General features: G+C 55.4%; 15 protein-coding genes. 8 read left to right on the forward strand and 7 right to left on the reverse strand.

Annotation, left to right across the window (positions count from 1 at the left end):
* Positions 1-80: 80 nt before the first annotated feature.
* The 5 genes from J2X14_RS11000 to xylF form a co-directional block, all read right to left on the reverse strand.
* Positions 81-944 (reverse strand): GNAT family N-acetyltransferase, encoded by an 864-nt coding sequence (locus tag J2X14_RS11000; RefSeq protein WP_352411256.1) that lies wholly within the window; start codon positions 942-944, stop codon positions 81-83.
* Positions 945-1290: 346 nt separating this feature from the next.
* A complete protein-coding gene (gene xylR, locus J2X14_RS11005; protein WP_352411257.1) occupies positions 1291-2469 on the reverse strand; it encodes a D-xylose utilization transcriptional activator XylR in 1179 nt (392 codons plus the stop codon).
* Positions 2470-2560: 91 nt separating this feature from the next.
* Entirely contained in the window at positions 2561-3715 is a 1155-nt protein-coding gene (xylH, locus tag J2X14_RS11010) for a xylose ABC transporter permease XylH (RefSeq protein WP_502889998.1), read from the reverse strand.
* 13 nt (positions 3716-3728) lie between these two features.
* Entirely contained in the window at positions 3729-5261 is a 1533-nt protein-coding gene (locus J2X14_RS11015; RefSeq protein ID WP_352411259.1) for a xylose ABC transporter ATP-binding protein, read from the reverse strand.
* 45 nt (positions 5262-5306) lie between these two features.
* A complete protein-coding gene (gene xylF / locus J2X14_RS11020; RefSeq protein ID WP_352411260.1) occupies positions 5307-6299 on the reverse strand; it encodes a D-xylose ABC transporter substrate-binding protein in 993 nt (330 codons plus the stop codon).
* Positions 6300-6661: 362 nt separating this feature from the next.
* On the opposite strand from xylF, the gene xylA reads away from it, so the two are divergent.
* Positions 6662-7981 carry a xylose isomerase gene (xylA, locus tag J2X14_RS11025; RefSeq protein ID WP_352411261.1) on the forward strand — a complete coding sequence of 440 codons (1320 nt, stop codon included), beginning with the start codon at positions 6662-6664 and terminating at the stop codon, positions 7979-7981.
* A gap of 21 nt (positions 7982-8002) precedes the next feature.
* Complete coding sequence (gene xylB, locus J2X14_RS11030; protein WP_352411262.1) at positions 8003-9472, forward strand: xylulokinase; 1470 nt, start codon at positions 8003-8005, stop codon at positions 9470-9472.
* Between the two features lie 3 nt (positions 9473-9475).
* On the opposite strand, the gene J2X14_RS11035 is transcribed toward xylB, so the two are convergent.
* Positions 9476-10471: an acyltransferase gene (locus J2X14_RS11035; RefSeq protein ID WP_352411263.1), complete on the reverse strand. Its 996-nt coding sequence runs from the start codon at positions 10469-10471 to the stop codon at positions 9476-9478.
* Between the two features lie 224 nt (positions 10472-10695).
* On the opposite strand from J2X14_RS11035, the gene glyQ reads away from it, so the two are divergent.
* From glyQ to yfaU, 6 genes are all read left to right on the forward strand, one after another.
* Positions 10696-11607 carry a glycine--tRNA ligase subunit alpha gene (gene glyQ / locus J2X14_RS11040; protein ID WP_352411264.1) on the forward strand — a complete coding sequence of 304 codons (912 nt, stop codon included), beginning with the start codon at positions 10696-10698 and terminating at the stop codon, positions 11605-11607.
* Between the two features lie 9 nt (positions 11608-11616).
* Positions 11617-13686: a glycine--tRNA ligase subunit beta gene (gene glyS, locus J2X14_RS11045; protein ID WP_352411265.1), complete on the forward strand. Its 2070-nt coding sequence runs from the start codon at positions 11617-11619 to the stop codon at positions 13684-13686.
* Between the two features lie 225 nt (positions 13687-13911).
* Complete coding sequence (locus tag J2X14_RS11050) at positions 13912-14694, forward strand: IclR family transcriptional regulator (protein WP_352411266.1); 783 nt, start codon at positions 13912-13914, stop codon at positions 14692-14694.
* A 14-nt stretch (positions 14695-14708) separates the two neighbouring features.
* On the forward strand, positions 14709-15914 hold the full coding sequence (gene rhmD, locus J2X14_RS11055; protein ID WP_352411267.1) for an L-rhamnonate dehydratase: 1206 nt from the start codon (positions 14709-14711) through the stop codon (positions 15912-15914).
* Between the two features lie 52 nt (positions 15915-15966).
* Complete coding sequence (locus tag J2X14_RS11060; protein ID WP_352411268.1) at positions 15967-17256, forward strand: MFS transporter; 1290 nt, start codon at positions 15967-15969, stop codon at positions 17254-17256.
* Positions 17257-17274: 18 nt separating this feature from the next.
* Complete coding sequence (gene yfaU, locus J2X14_RS11065) at positions 17275-18081, forward strand: 2-keto-3-deoxy-L-rhamnonate aldolase (RefSeq protein ID WP_352411269.1); 807 nt, start codon at positions 17275-17277, stop codon at positions 18079-18081.
* A gap of 358 nt (positions 18082-18439) precedes the next feature.
* Here the strand turns inward: yfaU and J2X14_RS11070 are convergent, their stop codons facing one another.
* A complete protein-coding gene (locus tag J2X14_RS11070; protein WP_352411270.1) occupies positions 18440-19141 on the reverse strand; it encodes a hypothetical protein in 702 nt (233 codons plus the stop codon).
* Between the last annotated feature and the right edge of the window lie 153 nt (positions 19142-19294).

The raw sequence follows: 19294 nt of genomic DNA on the forward strand, positions 1-19294 counted from the left end.
CGAGTAAAGTAAAAAGCGGGGACCAGAAAGCAGAGGCAACACAGAATTAGCCGGTTGCCTCTGCGACAGCGCGGGCGTATTTAGCCATCGGAACGGTTCAGCAATGCCTGCAATAATGCCCGCTGTGAAACGTTTAGACGCGTTTCATTGACGCCGCAAAGATCACAATAGTGACGTACGGTTTTCGCGCTCCAGCAAAACCCGCGCTTTTGTCGCATTTGCTGACGCAGCTGGCGGAATATGTCTTCTATTTCAAAGGCGGCGAGCAGCTGACGTACGCCGCTACCTTTCCCAGAGGTCAGCTGGTGGGAAAGGATCTGGCTTACCGTGGTGACATCCGCATGCAGCAGCGCAACTTCATGCCCTTCATAGTCGGGATGCATGCGGCTCTCCCCCAGCTGTTTAAAAAACAGCAGATCCTGATAAAAGCGCGCCTTACGTTTTTCCACCTGAATAAACAGCGTTTCGATGCGCCGATCGAAAATGGCGTACAGCATCATCCAGGCATAGAGCGTTCTTAACATCCCGGTGTTGCGGTAACGCGCGTCGATACAGAGCGAGCCGATTTCACCGGTTTTTTCCGGGCGGCAACGGGTATCCGATATGACATCGGCAAAGATTTTTTCCGCTGGTAATCCCTGCTCGCTTTGTTTGATAAAGCCGATCGTGCCGATCACATCATCCGCAATCCGCGCGATAAACAGGCTATTCCCCGGCGAAAAAAACCAGGGTGAAAACAGCATATCCCCCTGCTGCCGTTTAACCAGTCCAAGGCGCAGATATTCAGTATGGAGCTTTTGCATACTGGTATAAAACTCCTGCAGGGTCGTGACCTGACAAATCTCGACATCTTCGCATAAGCTTCGCTTATTAAAACGCAGCGTGCGGTGTAACCCGACCACACCGTTCAGTTGATCGGCGGACTTAACGACTGGATATAACACGATGAGTTTTCCTCGCTGTAGGGGTTAACAAACACCTGCAACAAGTATTGATCAATAAGTTTATCTAAACAATGTTTTCATCAAAAAGTCATAAAGTGTGATTGAGACGCCGTTTTCATTGTGAAACTGGCATTTCGGTAAAAACTTAACATTAATGGGGTTAATGATTTGGCGTGTGTTGAACTGATGGTGTCGCAGGGTGCGCATTTGCCAGCCGCCAAAGGTGAGCAGGTTGCGGCAAAAGCGTGGGGTTATCAGCCGTCGGGGAAGCGCGTACGGCTGATAATTAGGCCGATCGTGACATGAGCCGGCAAGCGGTAGGCTCCCGCAAAACCTGTCTGTTGCGCTAACTCATTATCTCCGCATTTTGCTGCCGATACTCCTTCGGCGTGCTGGCGTAGCTTTTCTTAAACACTGAATAGAAATATTGCAGCGAAGGGTAGCCGCACATTTGTGAAATCTCATTAATTGGCATAGAGGAGGAGATCAGCAGCGCCCGCGCCCGCTCCAGCTTTTCGCTGTGAATAATGGTGTGAATGGTCTCGCCGGTTTCATCCTTAAAGCGCTTTTCCAGATTGGAACGCGACATGCCTACCGCGTCCAGCACCTGCTCGACCTTGATCCCTTTACAGGCATTAAAGCGGATATAGTGCATCGCCTGAATCACCGCCGGATCGTGCAGCGAACGAAAATCAGTGGAGCGGCGGGCGATTACCTTTACCGGCGGCACCAGAATACGCTGCAACGGCAGCGTTTGTTGATCCAGCAGACGATGCAGCAGCTTGGCTGCCTGATAGCCCATCTGTCGGGTCCCCTGCGCCACCGATGAAAGCGCCACGCGCGACAAATAGCGCGTCAGCTCTTCGTTATCAATGCCGATGACGCACAGCTTCTCAGGAACCGGAATTTTCAGATGCTCGCACACCTGCAACAGATGACGTGCGCGCGCATCGGTAACGGCAATGATGCCGGTTTGCTGCGGCAAAGTTTGCAACCAGTCGGCAAGCCGGTTTTGCGCATGTTGCCAATAGGCCGGTGCGGTCTCCATGCCCTGATAAACCACCCCCTGGTAGCGCTCTTGCGCCACCAGACGGCGAAACGCATGCTCGCGCTCCTGCGCCCAGCGCTTGCCGCAGGAGGCGGGCAGGCCGTAAAAAGCAAAGCGGTTAATGCCTTTCTCTTTCAAATGCAAAAACGCGCTCTCTACCAGGGCGGCGTTGTCGGTAGCGATATAGTGGACAGGCGGATAATCTTCTGGCTGGTGATAAGAGCCGCCCACGCCGACAATCGGCACATCCACATTCTGTAACAGCGCTTCGATATCTTTATCGTCAAAGTCAGCGATCACGCCATCGCCGAGGCATTCGCGCATGTTATCGATACGACAGCGAAAATCCTCCTCAATGAAAATATCCCAGTCGGTTTGCGATGCCTGCAAATATTCGCCGACACCTTCCACTACCTGACGATCATAGATTTTATTGGCATTAAACAGCAGGCTGATGCGAAAACGTTTCTCAAACATGATCACTCCTGGTTTTTATTCTGCATCTTGATTACCACAGGGAAACCAGTTGCAGAAAAAAATTGGCGAGCCTTGTGATCTGCTTCGACGATTACACCCGCCTGCGGGTTGCGGTATCCATCCATACCGCCAACAGCAGAATGGCACCCTTCACGATGTACTGCCAGAAGGTGGGCACATCCATCATGCTCATGCCGTTATCCAGCGAGGCCATAATAAACGCGCCCATTACCGCGCCCGCCACCGAGCCGATACCGCCCGCCAGGCTGGTGCCGCCAATCACGCAGGCGGCGATGGCATCCAGCTCTGCGATATTACCGGCGGAAGGCGATCCGGCACCCAGACGTGAACTCAGAATCAAACCCGCCACCGCCACCAGCAGACCGTTAATCGCAAACACCGCCATTTTGTTGCGCGCGACGTTGATGCCGGAAAGGCGGGCCGCATCAACATTGCCGCCAATCGCGTAAATACGGCGGCCGAAGGCGGTGCGGGTTGCCATAAACATCCCGGCCAGCATCAACAACGCCAGCAGCAGCACCGGCGTGGGGACGCCGCGATAGTCGTTCAGCAGCCAGATTGCGCCCAGCACCAGCAGCGCGGTAATGGTCTGACGCGATACCGCGCTGCGCGCAGGCGGCTGCTCCAGTCCCATTTGTTGACGTCGCAGCCGCAGCCGCCATTGCCAGACGATAAACAGGCCAAGCCCGATAACGCCAAACCCGAAGCCGATGCCGTCCGGCAGATAGCTTTGACCGATTTGCGACATCGCCGGATTGGTGGGCGCGACGGTGGTGCCGTTGGTGATGCCCACCAGCACGCCGCGAAACGCCAACATCCCGGCCAGGGTCACGATAAAAGAGGGGACTTTCCGATAGGCGACCCACCAGCCGTTCCAGGCACCCAGCAGCAGGCCGAGCGCCAGCGTAACCACAATCGTCAGCGGCAGCGGCCAGCCCAGCCAGACGTCAAAAATCGCCGCCGCGCCGCCCAGCAGACCCATCATGGAGCCAACCGACAGATCAATCTCGGCAGAGATAATCACAAACACCATGCCTACCGCCAGAATGCCGGTGATCGCCGTCTGGCGCAGCAGGTTAGAGACATTGCGCGCGCTGAGATAAGCGCCGTCGGTCATCCAGGTAAAAAACAGCATTATCAATACAATCGCCGCCAGCATCACCAGTACCTGTAAATTAAGCAGGCGCAGCTTGCCCGGTGCGCCGCCGCCGCTGGCGGGCAACATCGCAGTATTGGTTTTAAGCATAATGTTCACTCCGCAGGGCCGCTTCCATCACCTGTTCCTGCGTCAGGTTGTGGTTCGGCAAGTCAGCTTTGATTTGTCCTTCGTGCATCACCAGTACGCGGTCGCTCAGCCCCAGCACCTCCGGCAGCTCAGATGAGATCACAATAATGGCGATGCCCTGTTGCACCAGCTGGTGGATCAGCTTGTAAATTTCGACGCGCGCGCCGATATCGATGCCGCGCGTAGGCTCGTCAAGGATCAGAATTTCTGGGTTCAGCAACAGACATTTCGCAATAACCGCCTTTTGCTGGTTGCCGCCGCTCAAACGGCCCACCGCCAGCTCCGCAGAGGAGGTTTTTACCCGCAGCTGATGAATAGACTGATTGATTGCCACCTGTTCACGCGCTTCATCCAGCACGGAAAACGCACTGCTAAACTGGCTAAGCGCCGCCAGGGTAATATTTTTCCCCACGCCGAGCAGCGGCACGATGCCATCCTTTTTACGATCTTCCGGCACCATGGCGATACCGTGACGAATCGCCTGCTGACAGCTCCAGCGCGTAGGATTAACCCGGTGCGCTTTGATCGTCACCTGACCTTCCCAGCGTCCGGGCCACACGCCGGTAAGGCATTGCACGGTTTCGGTACGCCCGGCGCCGACCAGCCCGGCAATTCCGAGTATTTCCCCGCGCCGCAGCGTAAAGGAGACATTATTTACCCGCCGCAAATGACGGTTAACCGGATGCCAGGCGGTAAGGTTTTCTACGCGCAGAATCTCTTCGCCCTGTTGATGCGGCTCACGCGGATAGAGCGCGGTCAGTTCACGCCCAACCATCATGGTAATAATGTCGTCCTCGCTCAGCCCATCGGCCGGGCAGGTCGCGATATGCTTGCCGTCGCGGATCACGCAGATGGTGTCGGAAATGGCTTTCACTTCATTGAGCTTGTGCGAGATATAAACGCAGGCGATGCCGTGATCGCGCAGATCCTTGACGATCTCCAGCAGCACGCCGGTTTCCTGTTCGGTGAGGGAAGAGGTAGGCTCATCCAGAATCAGCAGGCGTACCTGCTTGTTCAGCGCGCGGGCAATTTCCACTAACTGCTGCTGACCAATGCCCAGCTCGCCCACGCGCGTATGCGGCGAGATATCCAGCTTCACCTGCTTCAATAGCCGCTGACAGCGCAGCGCCATGGTGTCGTCATCCACCACGCCGCCCCGACTGATCTCACTGCCGAGAAAGATGTTCTCCAGCACCGTCAGCTGCCGCACCAGCGCCAATTCCTGATGAATAATCACGATGCCCTTGCGCTCGGTATCACGAATCGTGATGGGCCGCAGCGGCTCGCCGGAAAACAGAATTTCGCCCTGATAGTCGCCCGCTGGATAGAGGCCGCACAGCACTTTCATCAGCGTCGATTTACCGGAGCCGTTTTCACCACATAGCGACACCACTTCGCCCGCCTCAAGGCGCAAAGAGATATCGTCCACGGCCTTTACGGTACCGAAGCGCTTGGTAATGTTTTTCATTTCCAGTAGCGTGGTCATGACATTCTCCAGCGATGGAATTGCCGCCGGACGGCGGCAAAGGGCTTAAAGCTCACTCTTTTTATGAAAGCCGTCGGCGACAACGGTGCTGTCGATATTGCTTTTATCAACCGGAACCGGGGTTAACAGCCAGGCGGGAACCTCTTTTTTGCCGTTATTCAGCGTCGCGTTGGTCTGCGGCTGTTTATCGTTGCCTAACTCCACGGCAATTTTTGCCGCATCGTCGGCCAGTTTGCTGATCGGTTTATATACCGTCATGGTTTGCGTACCACTCATAATGCGTTTGATCGCGGCCAAATCCGCATCTTGCCCGGAAATAGCCACTTTGCCCGCCAGTCCCTGCGCGGAAAGCGCCTGAATCGCGCCGCCAGCGGTAGCGTCGTTAGACGCCACCACCGCGTCAATATGGTTATTATTCGCGGTCAGGGCGTTTTCCATTATTTTCAGCGCGTTTTCCGGCAGCCAGGCATCCACCCATTGATCGCCGACGACTTTAATCTTCCCGTCATCAATCAACGGCTTGAGTACTTTCATCTGTCCGGCGCGGAACAGACGGGCGTTATTATCCACCGGCGAGCCACCCATCAGAAAATAATTCCCCTGCGGCACCTGCTTAACAATACTTTGCGCCTGAAGTTCGCCAACTTTTTCATTATCAAAAGAGATATAGAAATCGATATCGGCATTATTAATCATGCGATCGTAAGCCAGTACTTTAATGCCTTCTTGCTTTGCTTCGGCAATCACATTACTTAATACCTGCCCGTTGTAAGGAATAATCACCAGCACATCGACGCCGCGATTGATCATATTTTCGATTTGCGCCATCTGGGTTTCTTCGTTGCCGTTGGCAGACTGGACAAACACGCTGGCGCCCAGCGCTTCGGCCTTTTTGACGAAAATATCGCGATCTTTTTGCCAGCGCTCAAGGCGCAGATCGTCAATGGCCATGCCGATCTTGACCTCTTTAGCGTGGCCAGCGTGGCTAAACAGCGCCAGCGCAGCGCAAACGGCCAATAACGTCTGTTTCATTTTCATCATCATTACCCTGTAGGTTGAGGTGTTTTTTATCGGAACGTTCCTGAACGGGCTGTTGGATTCTTGACCTGAGCGCGGGCTTTCTTCAATTACAGATTTTTATCCCGGCGTTACGTTTTTTGGTTTATTGCTGGTTTTATGATGGCGATCGGTTTTTTAATGAAATAAAAATTGAGCAAGATTATTTTTTGCGTGTTGATACGGAGAAAAAGCAATAAATCGCCCTATTTTGCGACCTGACGCACATTTAATAATTATCTTAATTGTGGTGTGAAATAACGTAATTGAGCGTGAGGCGGCGGCTGATCAGAATGAAGTCATCTTCGCTGACCATTTCCGGTCAACTTGTTAAGGAGTAAACGATGCAGGCTTATTTTGATCAGATTGAACGCATTAGCTATCAGGGGCCGGAGAGCAGCGATCCGCTGGCGTTTCGTCACTATAATCCCGATGAAGTTCTGCTGGGCAAAACCATGGCGGATCATCTGCGCTTCGCTGCCTGCTACTGGCACACCTTCTGTTGGACCGGCGTCGATATGTTCGGCGTTGGCGCGTTCGATCGCCCCTGGCAAAAATCGGGCGATGCGTTGGAGATGGCAAAGCGCAAAGCGGATGTCGCGTTTGAATTTTTCTATAAGCTGAACGTGCCGTTCTACTGCTTTCACGATGTTGACGTCTCGCCGGAAGGCGATTCGCTGAAAAGCTATCAGCACAATCTGGCGCTGATGACCGAGGTGCTACAGCAGAAGCAGCAGCAGACCGGCGTTAAGCTGCTGTGGGGCACCGCGAACTGCTTTACCCATCCACGTTACGGCGCAGGCGCGGCCTCCAGCCCCGATCCGGAAGTGTTCGCCTGGGCCGCCAGCCAGGTATGCAGCGCCATGCAGGCGACGCACCAGCTTGGCGGAGAAAACTATGTGCTGTGGGGCGGGCGCGAAGGCTATGAAACCCTATTGAATACCGATCTGCGCCAGGAGCGTGAGCAGCTGGGCCGCTTTATGCAAATGGTGGTAGAGCATAAACATAAAACCGGTTTTCAGGGCACGCTGTTGATCGAGCCGAAACCGCAGGAGCCAACCAAGCATCAGTACGATTACGATGTCGGCACGGTTTACGGTTTCCTGAAGCAGTTTGGCCTGGAAAAAGAGATCAAAGTTAACGTGGAAGCGAACCATGCCACGCTGGCGGGTCACAGCTTCCATCATGAAATTGCTACCGCCATTGCGCTGGGCATTTTTGGCTCGGTAGACGCCAACCGTGGCGATCCGCAGCTGGGCTGGGATACCGATCAGTTCCCGAACAGCGTCGAGGAAAACGCGCTGGTGATGTATGAAATTATCAAAGCGGGCGGCTTCTCTACCGGCGGGCTGAACTTTGATGCCAAAGTACGACGTCAAAGCACCGATAAATACGATCTGTTTTATGGGCATATCGGCGCGATGGATACTATGGCGCTGGCGCTGAAGGTAGCGGCGCGCATGATTGAAGCCGGTGAACTGGATCGTCGCGTCGCGCAGCGCTACAGCGGCTGGAACGGTGAACTGGGCCAGCAGATTTTGCAGGGCGAAATGTCGCTGGCGGCGCTGGCCTCACATGCGGCGCAGCATCAGTTTAATCCACAGCATCAGAGTGGACGCCAGGAGCAGTTAGAAAACCTGGTGAACAGCTGGCTCTATCGTTAATTCATTAAAGGGAAGCGCAGCATGGTTATCGGCATCGATTTAGGCACCTCCGGCGTGAAGGTGGTGTTGCTGAATAGCGAAGGCGAGGTGGTGGCGAGTCAGACGGAAAAGCTAACGGTTTCCCGTCCGCAGCCGCTGTGGAGCGAGCAGGATGCTGATAGCTGGTGGCAGGCGACCGATAAGGCGCTGCAGGCGCTGCGTCAGCAGCACGCGCTGAGCCAGGTGCAGGCCATTGGCCTGAGCGGACAAATGCATGGCGCGACGCTGCTGGATGCGCAATATCAGCCGCTGCGACCGGCCATTTTATGGAACGACGGCCGCAGCCTGGCCCAGTGTCAGCAGCTGGAAGAAGCGGTGCCCGACGCTCGCCGCATTACCGGCAACCTGATGATGCCGGGCTTCACCGCGCCCAAGCTGCTGTGGGTAAAACAGCATGAACCGGAAATATTTGCGCGTATCGCTAAAGTGCTGTTGCCAAAGGATTACCTGCGCTGGCAGCTGACCGGCGATTTCGCCAGCGATATGTCGGATGCGGCGGGCACTATGTGGCTGGATGTGGCGCAGCGCCGCTGGAGCGAAACGCTGCTGAAAGCCTGCGGGCTGACGTTGGCGCAGATGCCTGCGCTGTTTGAAGGCAACCAGATTACCGGTTACCTGCAACCGCAGCTGGCGCAGCGTTGGGGAATGGAAAGCGTGCCGGTGGTGGCGGGCGGGGGCGACAATGCCGCAGGCGCCGTCGGCACCGGCATGATCAACGCCGGGCAGGCCATGCTGTCGCTGGGCACCTCCGGCGTTTACTTTATGGTCAGCGACGGTTTTCTGGCCAACCCGGAAAGTGCGGTTCACAGCTTTTGTCATGCGCTGCCGGATCGCTGGCATCTGATGTCGGTGATGCTCAGCGCCGCCGCCTGTCTGGACTGGGCCGCCGCGCTCACCGGCTGTGCCGATGTACCGGCGTTGCTGGCAGAGGCTGAACGGGCGCGCATGGATGTGCCGCCGCTGTTTTTCCTGCCTTATCTTTCCGGCGAACGCACGCCGCATAATAACCCGCAGGCGAAAGGGGTGTTCTTTGGGCTGACGCATCAGCACGGCAGGCCGGAACTGGCGCAGGCGGTGCTGGAAGGCGTCGGTTATGCGCTGGCTGAGGGCATGGATGCGGTTCACGCCTGCGGTATCAGGCCAACAAGTATTACGCTGATCGGTGGTGGCGCACGCAGCGCTTACTGGCGGCAGCTGCTGGCGGATATCAGCGGACAGACGCTGGATTACTGTCACGGCGGCGACGTCGGTCCTGCTTTGGGCGCTGCGCGTCTGGCACAGCTGGCGCTGCATCCGGCACAGCCGCCGGAAACGTTGTTGCCTGCGCTGCCTTTAGCGCAGCGCCATCAGCCTGATGCGCAACGCCATCAGCGCTATCAGGCGCGGCGCGCGCATTTCGCTAAACTTTATCAGCAGCTTGCGCCGCTGATGGAGACTGAATCGCTCAGGTAGCGCTTAACTGACCAGATGCCGTTTGTCGAGGCGGCGCAGCGCCAGCGCCAACAGCAGGCTGCCCGCCAGCGTCACGGTGAACACCAGCGTGATATCCAGCAGCGGCCACTGTTTATGGTCCAGATAATGGGTGCGCATAAAATGGATGATCAACGCGTGAAAGCCGTAAATTGGTAAAGAATTACGCGAGATCAGCGCCAGAATCGGCAACGGTCGGTTAAGGGCGTTTTTAAACAGCACGAACAGGCTCAGCGCGCCGATAAACACCAGCGGCCCACAGTAGAGATACCAGAGATCGGAAAACGCGCCGTTAATGTGTAGCTCATTTTTGGTGCCGACCGCAATGCCCGCCACGCAGGCGATAAACAGCAGCGCCGCCAGCCAGTTGATGCCGCGCCGTTCCGTCTGCATGGTGCCAAGGGCGCGGCCCAGCAGAGCATAGAGCAGATAATAGATGCTGTTCCCGCTGATATAGAGGTTAACCGGCAGCCATTGAAAACGGTCGATCGTCTGGTCGGCGGTGTTCGGGTTTGCCAGCACGGCCACCACCAGTACCAGCGCCATAACGTAGCGCGCCGTGGTGGGTTTCACCTGAATCAGCGGTGAAAACAGATAGATGGTGATAATCGCAAAGAAAAACCACAGGTGATAAAACACCGGCTTCTGTAACAGATGCAGCAGCGAAAGTTTCTCGTTAATCGGCGTCAGCACGCTGATGTAGACCAGCGCAACGGCGCTGTAAAACAGCAAACAGAGCACGATACGCAGAAAATGACGCGGCTGCGCGCTGCGTTCGCCAAAAAACAGGTAGCCGGAAATCATAAAGAACAGCGGAACGCAGACGCGGGAAGCGGAATTCAACAGATTTGCTCCGTCCCAGGCGGATTCCGCGACCCGATCGCTGTTGGTGATATACCAGGTGGTGGTATGAATCATGATGACCATCATGCAGGCCACCGCACGTAAATTATCTATCCAGCCAATCTTTTGCGCCGACATTTTTTCCTCATAAAGCGAGCACTTACGTTTATGAGGGTAGCCAGGCCACCACGCTTCAACAACTTTTCGCCGTCAGGATTCAGATTTCCACCCGCAGCCAGCCGCCCTTGAACCGCAATGAAACAAAGCGGCAGCCAGACGAGATCACAGGCTGCATAACGCCCGGTCAAAGGGTATACTGACGCACACTTTTTTAACTCACCCGTATCGCGTGCGAATTCAACATGCAAAAGTTTGATACCAAGACCTTTCAGGGCCTGATCCTGACCTTGCAGGATTACTGGGCGCGTCAGGGCTGCACCATTGTTCAACCACTGGACATGGAAGTTGGCGCTGGCACTTCTCACCCGATGACCAGCCTGCGAGCGCTGGGCCCGGAGCCGATCGCCGTTGCCTATGTGCAGCCTTCCCGCCGTCCTACCGACGGGCGCTACGGGGAAAACCCGAACCGTCTGCAGCACTATTACCAGTTCCAGGTGATCATTAAGCCGTCGCCGGACAATATTCAGGAGCTCTACCTTGGCTCGCTGAAAGAGCTGGGCCTCGATCCTGGCATTCACGATATCCGCTTTGTGGAAGATAACTGGGAAAACCCGACGCTGGGCGCCTGGGGTCTCGGCTGGGAAGTGTGGCTGAACGGCATGGAAGTGACGCAGTTCACCTATTTCCAGCAGGTCGGCGGCCTGGAGTGCAAACCGGTTACCGGCGAAATCACTTACGGCCTGGAGCGTCTGGCGATGTATATCCAGGGCGTCGACAGCGTTTACGATCTGGTCTGGAGCGACGGCCCGCTAGGTAAAACCACCTACGGCGACGTGTTCCATCAGAACGAAGTCGAGCAATCCACCTATAACTTTGAATACGCCGACGTGGATTTCCTTTTCACCTGCTTTGAGCAGTATGAAAAAGAAGCGCAGATGCTGCTGGCGCTGGAAAAACCGCTGCCGCTGCCTGCCTACGAGCGCATTCTGAAAGCGGCGCACAGCTTTAACCTGCTGGACGCCCGCAAAGCGATCTCGGTTACCGAACGTCAGCGCTATATTCTGCGTATTCGCACCCTGACCAAAGCCGTGGCAGAAGCCTACTACGCCTCCCGCGAGGCGCTGGGCTTCCCGATGTGCAATAACAACAAATAAGAGGCAGCCATGACTGACAAAACTTTTCTGGTGGAAATCGGCACCGAAGAGCTGCCACCAAAAGCGCTACGCAACCTGGCGGAATCTTTTGCCGCTCAGCTGACCGCTGAACTGGACAGCGCGGGCCTCGCTCACGGCGACGTGAAGTGGTATGCCGCGCCGCGTCGTCTGGCGCTGAAAGTCGCTAACCTGAGCGCGGCGCAACCGGATCGCGAAGTTGAAAAACGCGGCCCGGCAATTGCCGCCGCCTTCGACGCCAGCGGCGCGCCGACCAAAGCCGCAGAAGGCTGGGCGCGCGGCTGCGGGATTACCGTCGATCAGGCCGAACGCCTGAAAACCGACAAGGGTGAATGGCTGATGTATCGCGCCCATGTGCAGGGCGAGAGCGCGCAGAAACTGCTGCCGGGCATGATCGCCACGGCGCTGGCGAAGCTGCCGGTGCCGAAGCTGATGCGCTGGGGCGCGAGCGACGTGCAGTTTGTGCGTCCGGTGCATACCGTGACGCTGCTGCTGGGCGACGAGCTGATTCCGGCCACCATTCTGGGCATTGAATCAGGCCGCACGCTGCGCGGACATCGCTTTATGGGCGAGCCAGAGTTCACCATCGATCACGCTGACCAATATCCGGAGATTCTGGAAACGCGTGGCAAAGTGCTGGCGGATTACGACGCGCGTAAAGCCAAAATCAAAGCGGACGCCGAAGCGGCGGCGCGTCAGATCGGCGGCAACCCGGATCTGAGCGACAGCCTGCTGGAAGAGGTGAACTCGCTGGTGGAGTGGCCGGTGGTGCTGACCGCGACCTTCGAGGAGAAATTCCTCGCGGTGCCTGCGGAAGCGCTGGTCTATACCATGAAAGGCGATCAGAAATATTTCCCGGTTTACGACAACGACGGCAAACTGCTGCCGCACTTTATCTTTGTCGCGAACGTTGAATCGAGCGATCCGCAGCAGATTATCGCCGGTAACGAGAAAGTGGTGCGTCCGCGTCTGGCCGATGCCGAATTCTTCTTTAATACCGACCGGAAAAAACGTCTGGAAGATCAGCTGCCGCGTCTGGAAACCGTGCTGTTCCAGCAGCAGCTGGGCACGCTGCGCGACAAAACCGATCGTATTCAGGCGCTGGCGGGCTGGATTGCCGCACAGATCGGCGCGGATGTGAATATGGCGACGCGCGCAGGCCTGCTTTCCAAATGCGACCTGATGACCAACATGGTGTTTGAGTTTACCGACACGCAGGGCGTGATGGGCATGCACTATGCGCGTCATGACGGCGAAGCGGAAGAAGTGGCCGTCGCGCTGAATGAGCAGTATCAGCCGCGTTTCGCCGGTGACGATCTGCCTTCCAGCCCGGTCGCCTGCGCGCTGGCGATTGCCGATAAGATGGATACGCTGGCCGGGATTTTCGGCATTGGACAGCATCCGAAAGGCGATAAAGACCCGTTTGCGCTGCGTCGTGCCGCGCTGGGCGTGCTGCGCATTATCGTTGAGAAGCATCTGCCGCTGGATCTGCAAACCCTGACCGAAGAAGCGGTGCGCCTGTATGGCAGCAAGCTGAGCAACCAGAAGGTAGTGGATGAGGTCATCGACTTTATGCTGGGTCGCTTCCGCACCTGGTATCAGGAAGAGGGCCACAGCGTGGATACGATTCAGGCGGTGCTGGCGCGTCGTCCAACCCGTCCGGCTGATTTCGATGCGCGCATGAAGGCGGTGTCGCACTTCCGCACGCTGGCCGATGCCGCAACGCTGGCCGCTGCTAACAAGCGCGTCTCTAATATTCTGGCCAAAGCCACCGAGCCGCTGAACGAGAGCGTGCAGGCTTCGCTGCTGAAAGAGAATGAAGAGATCAAACTGGCGACCTTTGTCACCGCGCTGGAAAGCAAGCTGCAGCCGTGGTTCGCTGAAGGGCGTTATCAGGATGCGCTGATCGAGCTGGCGCAACTGCGTGAAGCGGTTGATAACTTCTTCGACAAGGTGATGGTTAACGCTGAAGATCCGGCGGTGCGAATTAATCGCCTGACGCTGCTGGCGAAACTGCGTCAGCTGTTCCTGCAGGTAGCGGATATTTCCCTGCTGCAGTAATCGCTGCGTTGTCATCATTTACGCCGGGTTATCCTTACGGGTTGCCCGGCGTTGTTGTTTTTGTCCAGCCGGTTGTACTCGTACCAAAAAAATCTGTGCGACTTCTCACATTCCTGGCCGTTTCTTTTCCACTCCGCTGGAAGCCCGCCGGGATTTGACGCCCTTCACACTTCCTGCCGCCGTGAATGATGACACTGATTCCAGTATTTCAGACTGGAGTCCAGTATGCCGGAATCAAGCAAAGTACCCGCTCTGAGCAGGGCGATCGAAATTATTAACCTTATTGCGCGTATCGGGCCGTGCAGCGCAACCACCATTATTGAAACGCTGGGCATCCCGAAAAGCACCGCCTATCTGTTGCTGAACGAGTTAAAAAAGCAACGGCTTATCAGCACCGACCAGCAGGAAAACTATTGCCTGTGGATGAAGCTGGTTGAGCTGGCGGAACATGCGTTAAGCAAACTGGATCTGCGCGAGCTGGCGCGGCCGCGTCTGACGCAGCTGATGGATGAGACCGGTTTTTTATGCCATCTCGGCATTCTCGATCATGAGAATGCCTATTACATATTGAAGGTGGAATCTCCCTCCACCATTAGCGTGCGCTCCCATGAGGGAAAAAGCCTGTCGCTTTATCGCTCCGGTATCGGCAAGTGCCTGCTGGCCTGGCAGCCTGCCACCCTCCGTGAAGCCATTATTGATCAGCTGGTCTGGCAACCCGCCACCGCCACCACCCTGCGTCACCCGCAACAGCTACATATGGAGCTTGAGCGGATTCGTCAGCGCGGCTGGAGCTTTGATAACGGGGAAGATTACCCCGACGTGCGCTGCGTCGCCGCGCCGGTATTCGATGCCAATAACAAGCTGACGGCAGCGATTTCCGTGGTCGGCACCCGTTTACAAATCAACGAAGAGAACCGCGATTATCTGGCCGGTAAGGCGATTGCCTGCGCCAAAGATATTTCTCGGCTGCTGGGATGGAAAAGCCCCTTCGATCGACTCGCCTCATAATCAAGGAGAACATCATGACCCTACCTAAAATCAAACATATCCGCGCCTGGTTCACCGGCGGCGCAACGGCAGATAAAGGCGCAGGCGGCGGCGATTATCACGATCAGGGCAACAATCACTGGATTGACGATCATATCGCTACGCCGATGAGCAAATACCGCGCCTATGAGCAGTCGCGCCAGTCCTTTGGCATTAATGTGCTGGGCACGTTAGTGGTTGAAATCGAAGCGGATAACGGCCAGACCGGTTTTGCCGTTTCAACCGCGGGCGAAATGGGCTGTTTTATGGTGGAAAAACACCTGAGCCGCTTTATCGAAGGGAAATGCGTTAGCGATATCAAACTGATACACGATCAGATGCTGGGCGCAACCATGTACTATTCCGGCTCCGGCGGCGTGGTGATGAATACGATTTCCTGCGTTGACCTGGCGCTGTGGGATCTGTTCGGCAAAGTGGTGGGCTTACCGGTTTATAAGCTGCTGGGCGGCGCGGTACGTGATGAAATCCAGTTTTATGCCACCGGCGCGCGCCCCGATCTGGCGAAAGAGATGGGGTTTATCGGCGGAAAAATGCCTACCCACTGGGGGCCGCACGATGGTGACGCGGGCATCCGTAAAGATGCGGCGATGGTGGCGGAATTCCGTGAAAAATGCGGCCCCGATTTCTGGCTGATGCTCGACTGCTGGATGAGCCAGGATGTTAATTACGCCACAAAGCTGGCTCACGCCTGCGCGCCGTTTAACCTCAAATGGATCGAAGAGTGCCTGCCTCCGCAACAATATGAAGGCTACAGGGAGCTGAAGCGCAGCGTGCCGCCGGGCATGATGGTCACCAGCGGCGAGCATCACGGCACGCTGCAATCCTTCCGCACCCTGGCGGAGACCGGCATCGATATTATGCAGCCCGACGTGGGCTGGTGCGGCGGCTTAACAACGCTGGTGGAAATCGCCGCCATCGCCAAAGCGCGTGGACAACTGGTGGTGCCGCACGGCTCTTCCGTTTATTCGCACCATGCGGTGATTACTTTCACCAACACACCGTTCAGCGAATTTTTAATGACCAGCCCGGACTGCGCATCGCTGCGCCCGCAGTTTGATCCCATTCTGCTTGATGAGCCGGTTCCGCAGGCGGGACGCATTCACAAAAGCGCGCTGGATAAGCCCGGCTTTGGCGTGGAGCTGAACCGCGATTGCCATCTGAAACGTCCTTATTGCCACTAACGGCCCGTGCGCTGCTTTTACGGCGGCGCCCTCATCTCGTGAGGATCCTGCAATGAATATGACTTTGCTTGATGTGGTAGTGAAAAAGAACCGTGCGCGCCTGATCCCTTTTATGCTGGCGCTCTATATCCTGGCTTTTCTCGATCGCTCTAATATCGGCTTTGCCAAAGAGACGTATCAACTTGATACCGGCCTCAGTAATGAGGCCTACGCGCTGGGGGCAGGTATTTTCTTTGTGGTCTATGCCTTTCTCGGCGTCCCGGCCAACCTGCTGATGCGTCGGTTTGGCGCAAAGAACTGGATTGGCGTGACGACGCTGCTGTGGGGCGGCCTCTCTGCCGCTATGGCGTGGGCGGATACCGAAGCGAAGTTCCTGATGGTTCGCACGCTGTTGGGCGCCGCTGAGGCCGGATTCTTTCCCGGTATGATTTACCTTACTTCGCAGTGGTTCCCGCAGCGTACGCGCGCCAGCATTATGGGACTGTTCTACATGGGCGCGCCGCTGGCTTTAACGCTGGGTTCGCCGCTTTCAGGCGCGCTGCTGGAAATGCACGGCTTTCTCGGTCATCCAGGATGGTTCTGGATGTTCATTATTGAAGGGCTGCTGGCGATCGCCGCCGGGATATTCACCTTTTTCTGGCTGGACAATACGCCGCAGCAGGCGCGTTTTCTCAGCGCTGAAGAGAAGGCCGTGCTGGTGAAACAGCTGGCGAGCGAAGAGCAGCAGAAGGCGACATCGCGCCTCTCTGAAGCCCTGCGCAATGGCCATGTCTGGCAGCTGGGCATCATCTACCTGACAATCCAGATCGCCGTGTATGGCCTGATTTTCTTTTTGCCGACCCAGGTCGCCGCGCTGCTGGGCACCAAAGTGGGTTTTACCGCATCGGTCGTGACCGCCATTCCGTGGATTGCGGCGCTGCTGGCGACCTGGCTTATTCCCCGTTATTCCGATCGCACGGGCGAGCGCCGCAACATTGCCGCCCTGACCTTACTGGCCGCGGCGATTGGCGTAGGCCTTTCCGGGCTGGTGTCACCGGTGCTGGCGATGATGGCGCTGTGCGTCGCTGCCGCAGGCCTGATCGCCGTTCAGCCGGTGTTCTGGACGATGCCGGGGCAGCTGTTATCGGGTCGGGCGCTGGCGGCGGGCATCGGCTTTATCAATCTCTTTGGCGCCATCGGCGGTTTTGTCGCGCCGATACTGCGCGTCCAGGCAGAAACGTTGTTTGCCAGCGGTGCCGCAGGCTTACTGACGCTGGCCGGTATCGCCATTATCGGCACCGGCATTATCTTGACGCTAAATATCCAGCGGCCTCCGTCAGCGGTGGGCGCAGCGCATCATTAATTCGTCATAAGGATCACTATGAAAACCGTATTATCCAACCCTTTTAAAGAAAAGTTACGCCAGGGAGAAGTGCAGATCGGCCTGTGGCTAAGCTCTACCACCTCTTATATGGCTGAGATTGCGGCAACGGCAGGCTATGACTGGCTGTTGCTTGATGGCGAACATGCGCCGAACACCGTACAGGATCTCTATCACCAGCTGCAGGCGGTGGCGCCTTACGCCAGCCATCCGGTTATCCGGCCAATTGAGGGCAGCAAAAGTTTAATTAAGCAGACGCTGGATATTGGCGCTCAAACGCTGCTGATCCCGATGGTGGATACCGCGGAGCAGGCGCGTCAGGTGGTTTCCGCGATGCGCTATCCGCCGGTGGGCGAGCGTGGCGTAGGTGCCAGCGTGGCCCGCGCTGCGCGTTGGGGAAGAGTGGAAAACTATATGGCGCAGGCCAATGCGTCGCTTTGTCTGCTGGTACAGGTGGAAAGTAAAACCGCGCTGGAAAATCTGGATGCCATTCTGGATGTTGACGGGATCGATGGCGTGTTTATCGGGCCTGCGGATCTCTCCGCCTCGCTGGGCTACCCCGATAACGCCGGGCACCCTGAAGTGCAGCGGATTATTAAAGAGAGCATTGAACGCATCCGCGCAGCGGGCAAGGCCGCCGGTTTCCTCGCCGTCGATCCGACAATGGCGCAAAAATGTTTGCAGTGGGGGGCGAATTTTGTTGCGGTCGGCGTGGATACCATGCTTTACAGCGACGCGCTGGATCGTCGGCTGGCGATGTTCAAACCGGGCGCGGCAGCAGCGCAAAAGCAGCAGGGAAGCTATTAACTACACGCCATCGGTAAAATAACGGATGGCGGCTAACCCATTCGCGCCGACGTCCCATTGGCGCTTTTTTAGCAACAATGTCTGACGTCGGGCCGTTAAGCTACCTATGCGTTAGCGAATAGCTTAAAAAGAAAAAGCTATTCTGTTAACGCCAGATTTCCATTATGCGTAAGATTACCTTATTTAATTAAGTATTTATAAAAAACAAATATCACTACAATAATAGATATCAAGATTACGATGCCTACATAGTTTGGGAAAAATATTCCTGCAATCCATGCGGCCAGCGCGATTAACCCTATCATTATATAGACAGATAAATCAGCCCATATATCTTTTAACATTCTCTTCAACAATTTCATGATAAAATCTCTTTTATTGCCTGATATACTTCTTGCTCAGAGCGTGGTCTGCCAGCGCCTAAATATTTTTTTATTTTTGGTTCTGCATAATAATATAACCCTTCTAATTTGTAATAATACAATACTTTATAGAAAGCCGGATCCAATTTTTCTAAACGATGAGCAGCCTGAAGTCGCTTTTGTAACAGGCCATAGTGTTCAACTAAGCTTAACAAGTTGATACTTCTAAGAGAAGGGGTAATATGAGCACTAAAATTTCTGCTCACAGACGCTGCGCTGGCTAAACCATATACCAGCGCTCGGTTTGTCGCGCCCGTAGATGCATAGTTACCCGCCAGGCCGGTAAGTGCCTTGATGGCCCCGGTTTTAAGTTTACTTTTTAATACCTTGAGCTGTGGGGGAGATAAATCTTTGATTAAAAAATCAAAGAATATCTCGATAGTTTTTATATAAGCGTCGCGGTGGTTAAAATGATAACTAATGTTTTTGAAGGCTCTGATATCCTCGTGTGTTAACTCAGAACATACATCTTTATAATCGTCCAGTGTACAGGAGGTATACCATATCATTCGTTGCAAACCAGCGTGTAGATTATTTATTGTATCTTTAGATTTGTTATTAAAAGCGTCATATCCCCTTTCAAGATATCCTGCAAGCACTCTGTCAGATTCAATCCTTCTTAAGAACTCCCTGTTCATAACGTCATCTCCCTGATTAAAAAAGCACCAGCAGGCACTTATACAATTGTTTGTATCGAGATGCAAGTTCCATACAAAAAGTACGTGATGAAATATAGCAAGAGTAGGGTCTATTGAGAGAAATAATAAGGGATTAACTAAATTCATTAATTA

Source organism: Mixta sp. BE291 (assembly GCF_031457955.1).
Classification (GTDB): Bacteria; Pseudomonadota; Gammaproteobacteria; order Enterobacterales; family Enterobacteriaceae; genus Mixta.

What these genes read in the sequence shown, in the direction of transcription:
- yfaU (WP_352411269.1), top strand. Translation starts at nt 17,275, where the DNA reads ATGAAAACCGTATTATCCAACCCTTTTAAAGAAAAGTTACGCCAGGGA.
- glyQ (WP_352411264.1), top strand. Translation starts at nt 10,696, where the DNA reads ATGCAAAAGTTTGATACCAAGACCTTTCAGGGCCTGATCCTGACCTTG.
- J2X14_RS11035 (WP_352411263.1), bottom strand. Translation starts at nt 10,471, where the DNA reads ATGTCGGCGCAAAAGATTGGCTGGATAGATAATTTACGTGCGGTGGCC.
- J2X14_RS11050 (WP_352411266.1), top strand. Translation starts at nt 13,912, where the DNA reads ATGCCGGAATCAAGCAAAGTACCCGCTCTGAGCAGGGCGATCGAAATT.
- rhmD (WP_352411267.1), top strand. Translation starts at nt 14,709, where the DNA reads ATGACCCTACCTAAAATCAAACATATCCGCGCCTGGTTCACCGGCGGC.
- xylA (WP_352411261.1), top strand. Translation starts at nt 6,662, where the DNA reads ATGCAGGCTTATTTTGATCAGATTGAACGCATTAGCTATCAGGGGCCG.
- xylF (WP_352411260.1), bottom strand. Translation starts at nt 6,299, where the DNA reads ATGAAAATGAAACAGACGTTATTGGCCGTTTGCGCTGCGCTGGCGCTG.
- glyS (WP_352411265.1), top strand. Translation starts at nt 11,617, where the DNA reads ATGACTGACAAAACTTTTCTGGTGGAAATCGGCACCGAAGAGCTGCCA.
- J2X14_RS11070 (WP_352411270.1), bottom strand. Translation starts at nt 19,141, where the DNA reads ATGAACAGGGAGTTCTTAAGAAGGATTGAATCTGACAGAGTGCTTGCA.
- J2X14_RS11060 (WP_352411268.1), top strand. Translation starts at nt 15,967, where the DNA reads ATGAATATGACTTTGCTTGATGTGGTAGTGAAAAAGAACCGTGCGCGC.
- xylH (WP_502889998.1), bottom strand. Translation starts at nt 3,715, where the DNA reads ATGTTGCCCGCCAGCGGCGGCGGCGCACCGGGCAAGCTGCGCCTGCTT.
- xylB (WP_352411262.1), top strand. Translation starts at nt 8,003, where the DNA reads ATGGTTATCGGCATCGATTTAGGCACCTCCGGCGTGAAGGTGGTGTTG.
- J2X14_RS11015 (WP_352411259.1), bottom strand. Translation starts at nt 5,261, where the DNA reads ATGACCACGCTACTGGAAATGAAAAACATTACCAAGCGCTTCGGTACC.
- xylR (WP_352411257.1), bottom strand. Translation starts at nt 2,469, where the DNA reads ATGTTTGAGAAACGTTTTCGCATCAGCCTGCTGTTTAATGCCAATAAA.